This is a genomic window from Paenibacillus sp. 102 (assembly GCF_039549175.1).
In the GTDB taxonomy this organism is placed as follows: Bacteria; Bacillota; Bacilli; order Bacillales; family Bacillaceae_G; genus Bacillus_A.
The window spans coordinates 37,700-53,270 of record NZ_JBCGHT010000014.1; the positions used below are offsets into that span (position 1 = coordinate 37,700).

16 protein-coding genes and 1 pseudogene are annotated in these 15,571 nt (G+C 32.5%); 7 read left to right on the forward strand and 10 right to left on the reverse strand.

The annotated features are described in order from the left end of the window. Nucleotides 1-205 precede the first annotated feature (205 nt). Nucleotides 206-1,075, reverse strand: coding sequence for a LysR family transcriptional regulator (locus tag AAIE21_RS22315; protein ID WP_343268791.1), 870 nt, complete (start codon nucleotides 1,073-1,075; stop codon nucleotides 206-208). 127 nt (nucleotides 1,076-1,202) lie between these two features. On the opposite strand from AAIE21_RS22315, the gene AAIE21_RS22320 reads away from it, so the two are divergent. From AAIE21_RS22320 to AAIE21_RS22335, 4 genes and pseudogenes are all read left to right on the forward strand, one after another. Beyond that, nucleotides 1,203-2,315: a Gfo/Idh/MocA family protein gene (locus tag AAIE21_RS22320; RefSeq protein WP_343268792.1), complete on the forward strand. Its 1,113-nt coding sequence runs from the start codon at nucleotides 1,203-1,205 to the stop codon at nucleotides 2,313-2,315. 285 nt (nucleotides 2,316-2,600) lie between these two features. Further along, nucleotides 2,601-2,915 carry a DUF3892 domain-containing protein gene (locus AAIE21_RS22325; RefSeq protein ID WP_343268793.1) on the forward strand — a complete coding sequence of 105 codons (315 nt, stop codon included), beginning with the start codon at nucleotides 2,601-2,603 and terminating at the stop codon, nucleotides 2,913-2,915. A gap of 179 nt (nucleotides 2,916-3,094) precedes the next feature. After that, the gene (locus tag AAIE21_RS22330; protein WP_343268794.1) at nucleotides 3,095-3,691 is read left to right on the forward strand and encodes a DUF3967 domain-containing protein; all 597 of its coding nucleotides are present in this window, start codon (nucleotides 3,095-3,097) and stop codon (nucleotides 3,689-3,691) included. A gap of 239 nt (nucleotides 3,692-3,930) precedes the next feature. Beyond that, nucleotides 3,931-4,370: pseudogene (locus tag AAIE21_RS22335) on the forward strand (DUF3967 domain-containing protein); the annotation flags it as partial. Between the two features lie 80 nt (nucleotides 4,371-4,450). On the opposite strand, the gene AAIE21_RS29660 reads toward AAIE21_RS22335, so the two are convergent. The 4 genes from AAIE21_RS29660 to AAIE21_RS22350 all read right to left on the reverse strand — a co-directional run bounded on the left by AAIE21_RS29660 (nucleotide 4,451) and on the right by AAIE21_RS22350 (nucleotide 7,808). Next, on the reverse strand, nucleotides 4,451-4,747 hold the full coding sequence (locus tag AAIE21_RS29660) for a 2-acyl-glycerophospho-ethanolamine acyltransferase (RefSeq protein WP_481858705.1): 297 nt from the start codon (nucleotides 4,745-4,747) through the stop codon (nucleotides 4,451-4,453). A 122-nt stretch (nucleotides 4,748-4,869) separates the two neighbouring features. Continuing rightward, nucleotides 4,870-5,997: an IS200/IS605 family element RNA-guided endonuclease TnpB gene (tnpB, locus tag AAIE21_RS22340; protein WP_343268795.1), complete on the reverse strand. Its 1,128-nt coding sequence runs from the start codon at nucleotides 5,995-5,997 to the stop codon at nucleotides 4,870-4,872. Nucleotides 5,998-6,207: 210 nt separating this feature from the next. Next, the gene (locus AAIE21_RS22345; RefSeq protein WP_343268796.1) at nucleotides 6,208-6,564 is read right to left on the reverse strand and encodes a hypothetical protein; all 357 of its coding nucleotides are present in this window, start codon (nucleotides 6,562-6,564) and stop codon (nucleotides 6,208-6,210) included. Nucleotides 6,565-6,584: 20 nt separating this feature from the next. After that, nucleotides 6,585-7,808 (reverse strand): Alp7A family actin-like protein, encoded by a 1,224-nt coding sequence (locus AAIE21_RS22350; RefSeq protein ID WP_343268797.1) that lies wholly within the window; start codon nucleotides 7,806-7,808, stop codon nucleotides 6,585-6,587. A gap of 386 nt (nucleotides 7,809-8,194) precedes the next feature. Between AAIE21_RS22350 and AAIE21_RS22355 the strand changes: the two genes are divergently transcribed. Beyond that, complete coding sequence (locus tag AAIE21_RS22355; protein WP_343268798.1) at nucleotides 8,195-8,773, forward strand: DUF3967 domain-containing protein; 579 nt, start codon at nucleotides 8,195-8,197, stop codon at nucleotides 8,771-8,773. Nucleotides 8,774-9,025: 252 nt separating this feature from the next. On the opposite strand, the gene AAIE21_RS22360 is transcribed toward AAIE21_RS22355, so the two are convergent. The 5 genes from AAIE21_RS22360 to AAIE21_RS22380 all read right to left on the reverse strand — a co-directional run bounded on the left by AAIE21_RS22360 (nucleotide 9,026) and on the right by AAIE21_RS22380 (nucleotide 13,363). Continuing rightward, nucleotides 9,026-9,793: a MerR family transcriptional regulator gene (locus tag AAIE21_RS22360; protein ID WP_343268799.1), complete on the reverse strand. Its 768-nt coding sequence runs from the start codon at nucleotides 9,791-9,793 to the stop codon at nucleotides 9,026-9,028. After that, a complete protein-coding gene (locus AAIE21_RS22365; protein ID WP_343268800.1) occupies nucleotides 9,768-10,694 on the reverse strand; it encodes a DUF2268 domain-containing putative Zn-dependent protease in 927 nt (308 codons plus the stop codon). Before AAIE21_RS22365 ends, AAIE21_RS22360 begins: the two co-directional genes overlap by 26 nt. A 351-nt stretch (nucleotides 10,695-11,045) precedes the next feature. Then, nucleotides 11,046-12,578 carry a WD40 repeat domain-containing protein gene (locus AAIE21_RS22370; protein ID WP_343268801.1) on the reverse strand — a complete coding sequence of 511 codons (1,533 nt, stop codon included), beginning with the start codon at nucleotides 12,576-12,578 and terminating at the stop codon, nucleotides 11,046-11,048. A 201-nt stretch (nucleotides 12,579-12,779) separates the two neighbouring features. After that, nucleotides 12,780-12,995, reverse strand: coding sequence for a hypothetical protein (locus AAIE21_RS22375; protein ID WP_343268853.1), 216 nt, complete (start codon nucleotides 12,993-12,995; stop codon nucleotides 12,780-12,782). Between the two features lie 38 nt (nucleotides 12,996-13,033). Then, complete coding sequence (locus AAIE21_RS22380) at nucleotides 13,034-13,363, reverse strand: DUF2085 domain-containing protein (RefSeq protein ID WP_343268802.1); 330 nt, start codon at nucleotides 13,361-13,363, stop codon at nucleotides 13,034-13,036. 239 nt (nucleotides 13,364-13,602) lie between these two features. On the opposite strand from AAIE21_RS22380, the gene AAIE21_RS22385 reads away from it, so the two are divergent. Then, entirely contained in the window at nucleotides 13,603-14,121 is a 519-nt protein-coding gene (locus AAIE21_RS22385) for a general stress protein (RefSeq protein WP_343268803.1), read from the forward strand. A 197-nt stretch (nucleotides 14,122-14,318) separates the two neighbouring features. Next, a complete protein-coding gene (locus tag AAIE21_RS22390) occupies nucleotides 14,319-14,843 on the forward strand; it encodes a hypothetical protein (RefSeq protein ID WP_343268804.1) in 525 nt (174 codons plus the stop codon). The last annotated feature ends 728 nt before the right edge of the window (nucleotides 14,844-15,571 follow it).

Sequence of the window (15,571 nt, forward strand, 5' to 3'; positions counted from 1 at the left end):
TGTGCAGGTGTCTTTTTTGTGTGTTATCCCTTCTTATTAATTTAGAAAGAATAATGTTTTTAATAATATTCCAGATCACAAAAGTAGGGATATAGGGATATATCCACTTATAGAAATAGGGATATATCCCTATCTGAAGGGGGTTATAGCAGTGATATGTGGTACATGCAATAGAATCTGCTATTTATACTACTTCAGTTATTTTTCAAAAAATCCCCCTAATGGTGTTGCTAAGTGAGTTATTTAACTCAATGAACTGTTTTTCTATAGGGGTAAATTCATGATTTAGACGTGTAATCAAATACAAATCGACGTATTTATAAGGTGATGGAACTTCTAAATAATTATCGATGTTGTAGCGACTTGCTATGCGCTTTGATACTAAGGAAATTCCCATACCCATCAATGCAAATTGTACTAAGGATTCTGGATCACCCACTTCAATGATTTCATCCTGTTGAATTTTCATGTCTTTAAAAATATTACACAATAATGTGAGATACAAACACTTATCTGATAATACAAGTATGTTTTTTTTGCGTAAATAATCATCAAATATCGTATATTGATCTATACCTTGACCTATTATAACCAATTCCTCATATCCTACTTTTTTATAATTTATTTTTTTATTGTTTAGCGATCCAATCGTATAACCAACGTCAATTTTCCCAAGAAGAACTTGACCTTCAATATATTCTGTTGAACCTGTTTTTAATGTTACCGATAAATCAGAGTATGTTATATAAAGTTTATTTAAAGCACTGGAAAATTGATTTCCACCGATTGATATCATAGTACCAATACGGAGTTTTTCAGCATGCTTTTTCATGATATTTTCAGTTTCTTCCCAAACGAACAATATTTTCTTAAATTGATGATATAATTTTTCTCCCTCTTTCGTTAGTTTTACTCCTTTTGAATTTCTGATAAACAGTTCTTGATTATAATAAGTTTCGATTTTTTTTATTTTTGCAGTCATATTAGATTGAAGGTGATTCAATTTAACTGCAGCAGCAGATATACTTTTTAATTCCGCAACTGAAACAAAAGCCTTCATGTTTTCAATATCCATTAGAATTTTCGCCACCCATCAAAAAAAGTGATAGAACCATCATAAATTAACATTTTAAATGATGTCTGATTATCATTATACTTGGTTTAAAGATAATGGTTCCAATAAGGATTTGGAGGAATAGCTAATGAAGAACAAAGTGATAAAAGTAGGGATTATAGGTGGATCTTTGAATAATCAATGGGCTAGTAAAACACATATTCCGGTACTAAAGGAAACCCCTTTTTATCAAATAACGGCAGTTGGAACATCAAAAATGGAAACCGCGAAAAAAAGCGCGAGGATGCTAAATGCTCCGCATGCTTTTACAAATTATAAGGAATTAGCACGATCAAAAGATGTTGATTTAGTAATAGTTAGTATAAAGGTTCCTTTCCACTATGAAGCTTCGATTGCAGCCATAGAAGAAAACAAACATATTTACTGTGAATGGCCTTTAGGTATAGATACTACAGAGGCTGAAAAACTGGCAAAATTGGTTAATAATACGAACATTCATCATGCGATTGGATTACAGGGAAGGCAATCGCCAGAAGTTAATTATTTAAAGCAGGCAATCAAACAGGGAGAGATTGGCAGAATCATCTCTTGCACAATGCAGGTAGCAACACAAGGCAAGGGAGGAATAACAGATGAAAGAAGTGGTTATCTTTTAAAAAGAGGAAATGGGGCGAACCTTCTCACAATCAACGGTGGGCACTCACTGGATGTTCTTTGTTATATTCTGGGGGATTTTAAAGAATTATCAGCTACAATGAACATCCATTATACAGAAGCTGTCATACAAGAAACAGGCATAAAGATACCAAAAAACACAGCTGATCAAATACTAATACAGGGGACACTCGTTGATGGTGCTTCGGCCTCTGTACATATTCAGGGTGGAGTTTATCCAGCCTTTCAATTAGAGATTAGAGGGGAAAAGGGTGTTTTTCGTTTAACACAGAATAATTCCTCAGGTCATGTACAATTTGGTAATCTCAAAATTGAAAAAATTACACACCCAAATTATTTGTTAAATACTAAGGATGTTTATTCTGAAGAAGTAAAAATATCCTCTATAAAAGATAATGGTGCAAGAGACTATGTTGCTAATGCTTATACTATTTTTGCCAAAGATATATTTGAGAACCGAAGGCAAATTCCTAATTTTAATGACGCTGTTAAACTGCATCATTTGTTGGATGCAGTTCGAAAATCTGCAGAGACCGGTAAAAAAATACTCATAATAAATGAGTAACAATCTTAAGACATTATACCTTGTATTTATGCATCCCCGGCAGATAAACGTCAAAAATATAAGGAAATATCCAATTATAGAAATAGGGATATTTCTATATTATATAGAAGGTTATAGTAGTGATATTTGGACTATTTCATTGTAAATCGGACAATCTTTAGAATCTTTTGCATTAGCAAAGTTCAGTTCATTATCCATGGTTTCCAATCCATTTTGTTAAGGGTCAAAGTACATAAAACTAATAGCTTCCGAACATACTAAAATAATGTTTTGGAGGTGGGTTTTATGGATAAAAAAGACTTTCAGAAAATTTATAATGAATACTTACAACAGGGAGAAGACCAAGCTCAATTGGAAGTTGTTGAGGAAATCGATTCAGGAGTAGAACAAATTGTTGCAGTTCGTAAAAATGATGAGGATGATATTATTGCTTTTAAAACCAGTAGTGGAAGAGAATTAGATTATATTACTGCTCTTGATGAAGCAAAATCAGGAAAATTAGCACATGTGGATGTATTTCATAAGTATGGCAGGGATATTATACGTAGTGAACCTGATGGTATTAAAGAAAATAACTTAGATAACTTACCCTCTTTTTAAACGGATAAACTTGAACTACCCACCACTTAACGTCCTTAAAGACTGTTTGAAGTGGTGAGTAGTTCAAGTTATGTAACAAAATATGAATGTAGAATAAGAAGCCCAATATCAGGGCTTTTTTCTTTGCAGGAATTTATAGAATGCCAGGGAATACTTTTTCTAGGAGGTGTTATAGCGTTATGTCGGATATGAAAATTATTTATACCGCAAAAGACGTCTATAGTCGCTTGCAAGTGAGCGATAGCACACTAAGAAAATACGTTGAAGTCCTCCAACGAGAATTCTACATCATTAAGAAGAATAAGCAAGGTAAGAGGGAATACACAGAGCATGACGTCATGGTAATTGAGAAGTTAATCGAACTTAGCAAACATGACGGTATGACGTTAGAAAAGGCAGCGAAGATGATTACGCAGAAGTTAGAAAGTATCAATTCAGATTTGGTTAATGATGAAGAGTCCAAGGACACAGATTTAATACCATTTCATATTCAACAACAACTTCAGCAGCAATATAACGTTATGGCGAAACAAATGAACCAAAACCTCTTGGAAATGGAGCAAAGATTAAGCGAACAAGCTGAGAAAAGAGGTAAACACATTGAGGAAAGTATGGAACGACGGAACGAACGGATTGAAAAAAGATTAGAAGAACGAGATGAAACTTTGATGAGAACACTAAGAGAGATCCAAGAGACAAAGAAAATAATGAAGGAATTTCATGAGGAAGTTGCGGCAGCAAGAGAGAAGAAAAAGCCATGGTGGAAGTTCTGGTGATGATATTTTGATAACAGAAGTAGGGATATAGGGAAATATCAATTTATAGAAATAGGGATATTTATATATTTTCGAATAGATTATAGCAGTGAAATGTGGTACATGTAATAGAATCTGTCATTTATACTACCCCATTTATTTTTCAAAATCTCCCCTATATCCCATGCCCATCAAGTCAAGAAATTGGCTATCCCTCAAAAAAAAACATTTGCCTTCCTAAAGTTAAAAAGGATAAATGAGGCAGAAGAGAGTATACAAAGTATGATGTTATGGTGTTTGAGAAATTAATTAAGTAAGCATGACGGTATGACGCTTGAAAAAGTAGTGAAGCTAATTACGCAGCAATTAGGAAATGTTGATATGAGGACAGAGGAATCCCAGGAAACCGATTTATACTCAACAACAGCTACAGCAACAATATAACGTTATGGCGAAACAAATGAACCAAAACCTCTTGGAAATGGAGCAAAGATTAAGCGAACAAGCTGAGAAAAGAAGTAAACGCATTGAGGAAAGTATGGGACGACGGAACGAACGGATTGAAAAAAGATTAGAAGAACGAGATGAAACTTTGATGAGAACATTAAGAGAGATCCAAGAGACAAAGAAAATAATGAAGGAATTTCATGAAGAAGTTGCAGCAGCAAGAGAGAAGAAGCCATGGTGGAAGTTCTGGTGATGATATTTTGATAATAGAAGTAGGGATATTACTATATGGTATGAAATTGACGTTTCATACCATATTTTATTTGAACTCATTTAAGGTGCAGTTCGGAGGAATTCATCTATAAATTCCATAATTAGAGCATAAACAAAAAGACTGATCGGTAATGAATTTACAATTAAAGCAAAAATTCTTTTAGCTAAAATTTCTTTGCTGAACATTGAAACGATGCTTAAAGGAATGCCAAACAAGGAAGCAAAAAACGCAAGTGATATAAAGACACTTAGGATAGATTCCACACTCTCGTCCGAAGTTATTGATGAAATGCATAAGGAGATTGGTATAACAATAATCGTAGCCAGTGCTGTAAAGAACGAGATTTTAGTGAACATCTTCAGATTTTTGCTTTCCAAAAAATACACCTCTCTTTTTGAACTACTCACCACTTAACATCCTTACGGACTGTTTGAAGTGGGAGATTCCTAAGTACAGAGTTCTATCGAACTCTAATGGATTAGGCTATCCCCGTAGTTCCTACGGTTAAGAGACGAATTGCTTCGTTTCTAAGATTGAGCGCTGCATTTCGATCTCTATCGTGATGTGTGCCACAAGAAGAGCAATCCCACTCACGAATTGTTAGATTTTTAACATCTTTGTTTTTGGATTCACAATTGGAACATAATTGACTAGAAGCAAATGTTTTAGATACTACAACAACTTGTTTTCCATACCACTTTGCTTTATATTCCAACATAGTTCGAAATTGTGACCAAGATACTTCACTAATCGCTTTTGCAAGCTTTCTATTTTTGAGCATATTACTGATTTGTAAGTCTTCCATACCGATGGCATCGTGGTTTTTGATGATTTCGGTAGAGAGCTTATGTAAGTAATCGGCTCTTGCATTTGCAATATGTTCATGGATTCTTGCAACTTTCACACGTTGTTTATTCCAGTTCGAAGAACCTTTCGTTCTTCTGGAAAGGATACGCTGTGTTTTTGTTAACTTCTCTTCTAATGTACGGAAGAATTTAGGGTTCTTGTATGTGGTACCATCAGAAAGAATAGCAAAATCTTTTAATCCAACGTCAATTCCACAAGTGGATTGAGTTTTAGGCATCTCTTGTACTTCTGTTTCGACAAGGATAGATACAAAGTATTTACCACTTGGGTTACGTCGAATCGTTGCATTTAGAATACGACCTTCTACTTCACGACTTTTGGCAAAGCGAACAAGGCCAAGTTTCGGTAATTTCATTTTGTTACCTGCAATCGCGATATTGCCGTTCGTTTGCTTAGTTGTGTAGGATTGAATTTTATTGTTTTTAGACTTGAATCGTGGAATATCATTCTGTTTCTTGAAAAAACGTAAAAAAGCATCTGCGAGGTTTTTTAATGTGGATTGAAGAGCGATACTATCTACATCTTTTAACCAAATCGTATCATTTTGCTTCTTTAATTGAGTGAGCTCGGCAGAGCAAGAATGATAGGTTAATCCTTTTCCTGTTTCTTTATAAGTTTCATTCCAAAGGGCGAGGAAACGATTAAATACAAAGCGACTGCAACCAATGGTTTTAGCAATTATTATTTCCTGTTCCTTATTTGGATAGATACGAAATTTATATGCCTTATTTACTAACATGGGTTGCACCTCACTTTTTAGTATGATGACTACAGTATACTAAAAAACGTAGGCTTTCGCCTACCGACATTCATCTCCCACCTAAAATTGGTGTTTCACACCTTCACATTTTTGAGGAAGGAGTCTTCTGTCAGAAGATGATAAAAATCATATCATAATAGGATTAAATTGTTGACACTCCCACGGCTTAAGCCGTGGGAGTGTCAATAATTAGAAATCAATCTCTTCGTTATCTTCTTCAGAAATACCACCAAGTACTTCCTTAGCGTCAATAATTTTACCTTCTTGGAGTACGGGCTCTTTCGTTTTTAAATCTTCTTGTTTTTGTGTGGGAACAAATCCATTAGTAAGTAGAAGATCCAATTTATTTTCAACTGTATCTAAAAGATTTAATCTCTGCTCTACAGTATCTAATTTTTGCAGTAGTTGCTCATAACGTTTTTCATTTTGTACTAGTTCAACAACAAATGCTGTTAATTGCCTACTATTAGCTTTTTCATTAAGGATCTTATATACATCTTCAGGCATATTATCAGCACGTAATGCCATTTTTCTATTTTTAGCCATTATCAGCACGTCCCTTTATTTTAAGCTAACTGCCCCTTCATTTCATCAATTGCTTTTAATTCTAATGCAGCTAGGTTAATTGTACGTGAAGTTGGAGCAAATACTTCTTTCTCGCTATTTTGAATAATATCGTTCAAGAAGAAGTGATTGTTTTTAGCAGCCGTTTCAGACATATGATTCAATAAAGCTAAACGGATATATGGTTGTAAAACTGGTGCTTCGCCTCCAATATAGATGAATTTCAATACTGTATTCGTACTAGAGGGGATGAACACATCAAGAATTTTAGCTACTAAAATTCTTGCATATTCTTTTAGTGCTTCTACAATTTCAACTGTGAAATCATATTCTTCACCAGTATTTTCATTCGATAGTACATACTTTTGTTCTTTATAATTATTAACAATAAATTTCTCTAATGTTCTTAGATCTTTAAAGTATTGAATCAATTTTTCTTTTCTAAAACGTTCTAGGTATCCTAAGAATGGTTCAATATCGATAACTTGGAAAGAATCTCTGTGTTTAGGTGTTGTGAGTCCTTTACCTAATCGTACAGCATCTGTAGAACCACCACCAATATCAGTTAAAACCACTTCATAATCATCGAATCTCTCGGATTCATATCGTTTTTCAATACTAATTACATTTGTATTCTGATCTCTTGAAACCATTTTATATTTTAAAGAATGTCTAGCAACTTCTGATTCATTTCTACATTTTGCTGAATTAACTGTAATAGTTAGTTCTCTTTCCATTCCAGGTGTTAACACTTTAACTTTATGTTCACCGATAAATCTTTCTTCCATTTTTTTATGAGCAATGCTAAATTTCTCTTCACGTTTTAAAAGCCAAATTGGAAGCATCATACTCATGTTTTCAATTTCAACTTCATTATCTTCTTGCTCAGCGTTAAGGGCATGATAATATGCAATTGCTCCTAAAAAGCTTATGTAAGGGATAGGACTATTAATTTTATCGTGCATCTTATTTACATGAGAGTTTGCTAATTGATTATCTTCAGCTAATTGTCCAACTAAATAGAAAGATTCTTCACCATCAATTTCAGTAGAAATTAATAATCTATCTAGTAAATCTTCTGGTCTAGAAATACGATCAACAAGTAAATCCTCAGCTTTTTTCTTTGAAATTTTAACTACATTCGTTGCAAGTTCAATATAATAACCATCCACCATGAAATTATTAAAACTATTTCCGAAATCCGCTACTTTTCTTCCAATTCTCATTTCTAATTCCTCCTTTATACATTAAGTGCGACTTAAGCAATACTTTTAATTGTATTTTAGCACATTAAACTGAAAATAAGAACACTTTTTTATAATAAGTAAGACTTAAATCGTACTTATTATTTAATTAAGTTATATACTTAAAAAGTTCAAAATAAACAAGGAAATACCTTCTTTCAAACGAATTAGACACATAACAGTTAGATGCCGACATGTCGGACATAAATGATGATGAATAACAGTAAAACAACAACAAGACCGACATAAATGATGATGAATAACAGTGAAATGACAACAAGACCGACATGAATGATAATCAATAACAATAAAATGACAACATGTCGGACATCGATAACAACAAATGACGATGAGGGGAGGACGATGAAATGGCTAGGGAAGAACCTTACAAGAAAACATATTCTCTTGCAGATATAGCAAGGATGCTTGGGAAGCCACGGACAACTCTTCAGGCCTGGCGGGATCAATTTAAACCATACTTACCAACTGTTGCTGGGACAAAAGGGCGAACGCTGAGATATGAACAGGAAGCATTAGAGCTTTTTAAATTAATTGCCAATATGAAAGATGCACAAGAGCCACCAGAATTAATAGAACAGATGTTGAAACAAAATGTAGATTATATTGTAGTAGAAGAGAGTGATGAAGACGACGAAATAACGAAGCCAATTATTCAGACAATGTATGAAAGTATGAAAGAAGTTTCTATATATTTTCAAGAACAAAAAGCCATGAACATGGAACTTTTAAAGCGCATAGATCATTTAGAACAAACTAATCAAATGCTATTGAATAAGATTGATGAACAACAAAAGAGTATTGATGGGAAAATAAATAACAGAGATCAACAGTTATTAGAAGTAGTTCGTGAAATACAAGAAACTAAGAAATTAATTGCATCTACTCAACAAGAAAAATCATGGTTCGCTAAATTATTTAAAAAATAACTTAAATGATACGTGAAAAAGTAGGAAAGCTTGTAAAAATATACAAACTTCCCTACTTTTTTTGAATTTGATATTGTGCATTTGAAATAAAGTCGCCACGTTTTGAAAAAGTTAAGATGGAGTCGAGAATAGAATAATTTTAGGCAACCCCATGGAGGTGTGCAGTGACAATAAAGTTATTTAATAAAAGATGGTGTGAAATTTCAATTAACACCATCTTTTATTTATATGTTGTATTCTAAAAGTATGAAATTAATTATTTTGTTTATCTATATAATGTATAATAGAGTTATATAAAAATTCAGCTAAGTCTTCATTACTAAATTGATTTATGTAATTTTTGAATCGATTATCTAATTTATAAGTATTTGCAATACATTTCAACATTTCAGAGTCACATACAATAGATTGTTCGAGATAACTTTTCCATTCTACAATTAATTTCTGTACTTCATCGGAAGAAGGGGATTGATTAATACAGAATGCAATTTTTCTTAATACTTTTTCCATGTTTAGTTCAAATTCAGAAAATAGGTTCGCTTTTTCACTAGGAGAGAGTTTTTTCAGTTTCCCCTCAAACTCTTTGTATTTTTCTGTTTCTCCATAGATGAATTTCGCTTCATGAGCATATTGTTCCTGTAATGGTAAAATGGATGAATTATTAAAAATATTTAAATTGTAGATATCCTTTCCTGATACATACTCATCCACCGTAGTAATAATTATTTCTAAACGTTGTTTTTTTAACAATAAAGTTTGGTTATGCTTCTTTAATAATTGTTGCTGTTCTTCTCTTGTAAGTTTCAAAATATCCGCTATTTCCTTTAGAGAAAAGTCCATTTCCTTTAAAAATAGAATCGTTTGAAGTTTTGCTAAACTGTTCCTATCATAGATTCGATAACCATTTTCTTTTAAGTAAATTGGCTTTAATAAATTTATTTTATCATAATAGTGTAATGTTCTTTTTGTTACGCCTGTAATTTGGACAATATCTTTAACCGTTAATAATTGTTTCTTCATCCCAAAATCCTTTTATTTCATCTAATATTAGATTGGCAGGAGTTATTGTGGCTTCAAAGATATTTTTACCTGTTTTTTCTAAATAGTATTTAATTAAATAGTATCCACAGGCATAACCAGCAGCATAAGGCACATTGACTGGCATATAGTTTTGAAGTTTTGCTAATTCATCACCATAAAGATACGGTGCAATTTTATCAAAGCCTGTTAATTGTAATTGTTCCTTGAGCACAGGTTTAATATGTCTATTCAGCATTTCCATAGTTGTTTTCGATACCCAAGGACCGAGCAGATCTTCTCCATAAATAGAAGTAGCAAAGTTCTCTGCTAACCCTTCACTAACAATTAATTCACCTAAAGTAACAGTATGGTCCCACTGAATGAATTGATATCTAACATTATGATTACATTCATGTGCTAAAGCAGCCTTCATTCGAGGTATTGTGTATTCATTTGGGACAAGTGTACACAAAATATAGCCAGGGATACCTCCATCACCACTATATCCTTCATTTAACATTAATGGAGGGCTATTTCGATCCCCTAATAGAATAGTGAATAAGTAATCGGATACATATAGGTTTACATCATGCTCTCTAAATAAATGAAGGCTTTTCCTAACAGCTTCTGTACACTCAGACCAAAAAGAATCAGAAGAAATCAATTCTAATTCTGGTGTAATCTCATTTGTAATCTGAGTAGGAGAAATGCCCATTATATTATTCAATGTAATAACATCAAAACTATTTGGCTCCTCAGCTTTAAAAGGAACATGTTGAACTTCCCATTTCCCCATGAACGGAGCCAACATTTCTTGTCTGTATAACTCAACTTTTTCCTCTTTTGGAGCTTGTGAAATTTTTCGATATATTTTATCTGAGCGTAATGATTTTATATTCATTTCTTTCACCCCTTATTTAATATAGTTAAAATTATGCACTATGACGTAGCGTTATAGTCAAGGGGGTTAACTAAAAATATAGTAGGAGGATGGGATCAAGGGATTAGATGTTTTTTGAAATATTAATAGGAACCCTTCATTTGTAAGTACCTTAGCTTAGTATGGATGCTGAACGTACTTAAAATGAATTAATAGAATATCATTCAATAATTTTTATTTACCATTTTTCTGTCTAACCACAGTTTGGAAAAAAGGAATTGGATTTTTAACCAATTCCTCTGGACTTTGTTTTAATTGAATCTATCTTATTTTAACTTCAAAAGCTTTTGAACCGAACCCAAAAACTAAATTTTATTCTTCGATTTTCCAGGCCCGAATTACTTTTTCATTCCCTGTTACATACATCATGTTTTGATTGAAACATATATGACTTATGCTGCCTTTGAGCGCTTTGAAATATCGGGATTCGCCGTAAAGGTTAAGTTCTATAAGAGTCCCATTTGCTAATCCTAATACTAGCCATTGACTGTCTGGGTGCCATGTAATCGAATAAATTGCACTATTAAATGTTCTAAAAACTGGGAGTCTGAAAATGAACTTTCCAGTAGGGGCATGTATTAATGAAAATGAACTTGGAGAATACTGATCATCAGCTATACCGCCAATAGCAATATAGTTTCCGCATGGACTCATACTGAAACAATAAACATTTAAATCCCCACTAAGCTCTGTAATCCATTGAAAACTTTGGTTAGTTAATTCAATGCATCCAATTCTGGATCCATCCGTGATGTAAATGCAATTTTCTTTTTGAGAATATATCATAAATTTGATATAACTACTTTCGTAAGGGTATACATTCTTTAAAAAGTCTTTTTGAGTTAATACAGGTTTCCACGTACGTAAATCTATATCAACCTCTATGAGATGATACTTTTCGGGATTCAAAGCATCATTTAACCACGGATGTGATTGTACGGCTTCTGCTGAGATTCTTAATTTCGTCCCTTTTACAGTTGCTGGTTTGATGTCAAAGTGACTTTTTTCATGTAAGTCCTTCCGAGGAACTAACGCAATAAATTTATTTTCATTTTCCGATATCCATGTAAATGGCGGGGAAAGCGGAAGAATATCAACCAAATTTAATGGATATAGATTACAAATAGCTACATGTGCCCGATATCCTTCTACTAAAGGTCCATCAGCTAAAAGTACGGAGTCATCATCTCTCTTTATAGTTTCACGTCCAATACCAGTAATTTCATCAATACAATGAAGAGAATTTCCCTCGCGGATTTGTATTCCGGGTATATCCGAAACATACATTCCACCATTGTATGTATGAATAAATTTATCTTCGGAAAGGTGAACTAGACTGGAGTATCTTTTTCTCGCGTTATCTTTAGCACAAAGGATACCTTTCTGACGGTATAATACAGTGTGTTCAGCTATTTTATATGATAATAAAGAAACAGGTACGGATTGTTTCTTTTCTTCTGACGATAATTTATATAGTGGTTTAAGGTCATGTGTATGGATCGGTGTATAAATGTTCTCGCTTTGTATATCAAGCATATTCCAGTTAAAAGCTCTTGCAATTTCAAGACGAAGCTGCGTATAAATCCACAATGAATCATCGTTGTTCAAATATTTCCAAGGTACACATGTTTCTATACAGTTATATAAATCTGAATCGATACTATCCCCATTTCCATCAACAAAGGATAAATAAATCTCCATATAATAGATTCCTTTTTCAAATAACCATTGAAAAGCAGATATTTGTTTGATTTCTAAAATGGAACTGAGGAGCTCGTTGCACTCTTTTAAAGTTTTCTTTTGCTTATAACTTGGGAGGTTAGCAATTCTAACATTTTGACTCACGTATATTTCCTCCTTCTACTAATTGATGTATTCCGCAAGTTAAAATAGAGTCATTTGTTAATTAAAAATAGAGCCGGTTAGTATGATAACTCTGTTGATATTTGAACGGTTAAATTTCAGGTAATACACATAAAGGCTTGCGTATCTTTAACGATACACAAGTTTTTTTTGCTTATCAGAGAAATATGGATAAGTAGAAGTTTAATCATTGCAATCACAATCTAAATCTGAACAATCGGTACAATCTAAAGTGCTACAATCCGAATTTCTCTTTTTGGAGTTTCTCTTAAGATAAAAATATAGTAATCCGATAAATAGTGCACAAATAGCAAAAGCTATTATTGCTTCTGTATATTTTTCATGAATGATAAAACCAATTCCACTGCCACCGGAAATGAGAATTAAAATCGAGTAGATTCAGAACATGTAAATACCTCCGTTGATGAATAATGGGTTTAAAATAGAATCCATATGATACTAGATGAAATAAATAGTCCCATACCATTCCCGCTTAAGATGCCAGTAGTTACTCTTAGAAAATTTGTGCTACTTCTCCATTTCCACTTTTGGGTGAATCCATCGATGAATAATGGTATTTGAGCAGAGAAAGATAGTGCTAATGATAGAGTATACGAAGGTGTTATTAATAAATAAATTGGGAACATAATGAAACCAATAAACATACCTGTGCATCGTGCACATAAAGGTATGTATTTTTGTAGTTTAGGAAAACTCCTTTCGGATTTTCTGTGACAAGGGATATATAAAATGAAACCTCGGATCAATACGGATCATCCTCTCTAGTAATATATTAATTTATTTAGTAACAAAATTATAGAGTTCTTAAGATGTTATGTGTATGCTATTGGCTGTTATAAAGGGATGTTGGTGTTTTGTGTTTGTGGTTCACGAATAATGTTTCGATATCGGTTAGTTAATAAAAAGAAAGGAATATGAATATATTACGTGTTAATATATTTATAATATTATTAAATCTTAATAAGTAGTATAAAAGGTGTGGATTATGAGGGGAACTATAGAAAGAAGACTTTCGTATTTATATAAAGGTGAATTATTTGCGGTAATTAATTTTGTTCCTTTAAGTTTTTTAATAAATACTGTCTATCCTAAATTACATTTATATTCACTATATTCTTTTTGGATTTCATTTCTTCTTTTGGAATTTCTCTTAATACAAGGTACGGTTTACTGGTACGTAAAAAGTAAAAGACTAAAAAGGGAAAAGACATCTATTACTCCTATTTGGGTTATTCAACGATTAAAAAATATAAAGAAAATGAATATTGTATTGATTTTCACTGGGATTGTTACGTTTGTTATTGATTTGTATTATTGGTATCCTTCATTACCTTTAGCAGGGTTATTTGTTTCTGGATTTATTTATGTATTTGCATTGCTTGAGTATATTAATTATTATTATGTTCAACTTTCATACGATAGCATCTCTGATATTAAATATCTTCTAAGGTCAAAGAAATTAAAACAAGCGTGTATAAACAAGGATTTTAAACGTAATTCATAAAAAATATCATGTTGAAATTACTTATGTATTTTAGGGTTATTTGAAGGTTACTATTATCGGTTTGAAACAAAGATATACCGTTTATTAAAAGAATTGACCGAAATTACTTACACTTCGTTTTTCTTAGTGAACCAACAATATTAGTTAAACATCAATGATCATAATATCAAAACTTTAAGAAGAAGGGGGTGGGGAATATGATGAATAAAGAAATTCAAGAATTGTTTGATGATCTTAATTTATTTGCCAAACAAATTGCAAACGTAAGATTATTAAATTTATCATTTGATGTATATGAATTTCGGGATGAATATGCAATGCAAGTAGACTTAATATTCGCCAGAAAAGGTCAATTTGATAATATTCAAGAAGCATTTTCTGCACTATTTAAAAAAGAATTGTTTGATGGAGAGGAATGGGATATTAGTGATGAGCCAGCCCCTTTAGATGAACGATGGCTAACAGCACTAAAAGATTTCTGGATTACTACATCCTATTCAAGAGTATGTAGTAGCATAGAGTTAGTAAACAACGATGATTTTATAAGTAGATTTAAAAAGGATTTAGCTAGTGTGAATGTACCAGAACAAGTTGTTAAAGAATTCTTAGTTAGATTGAATCATATTGAAACAATACAAGTACAAAAAGGTTATGTTTATGATCATATATTCGGGCAATCTGATAGCCATTACTTTTTGTTTGAATCGGGAATATATGAGTGAACTACATACCACTTAGCGAAGCTTGAAGTGGATGCTTCTTGGGAAGTAGATACTTTTATTAGCTATCTATATTTACCAAGCTATCCCCGTCGCACCGACGGTTAGTATTTGTAGAGAAAAAAATACCAATTTTAGTTCTTGGTGAGAACCCACCGCATTTTAGCGATTATGACTGTTTTATCCATATCAACGTCATGGCTTGGTTTTCGCTATTTTGATATGGTGACGAGTTGATTGAAGATTTTACGATACGAATCTTTTCTCGTATCAACCCCATATCTTCAGTTTTCAAAGAACAATCTGTATGTAATGAGTTTACTACAATCTTTTGGCTAGTGCCAAATCGAAATTCATCTCCCACCTACCGTTGGGGTATCGCCTGCACACACTTGAGGAAGGAGACTTCTTTCGGAAAACGTTAAAATTATTAGTACATTCTATATTGCTGATTAAACTTTAATTCAAACTTTAATTCAAACTTGCAATTATACATATAGTTTTAAAACCATACCGCTAAATAAAGAAAATACCTATGTTGTGTACTTTATGGGATCGAATACTATATTTATTAAATCTTGTTTAAAAATAAAACTATTATAAATATTAGAATCTATTTTAGAGATATTAGGCTAACTATACCAAGCGATTCAAGATTTTATCTTAGTAAATTTCAAGGTCAATCTGTGAATAAATAAGTGAATTTTCAGTTTTATACAAGTGTAAATTTC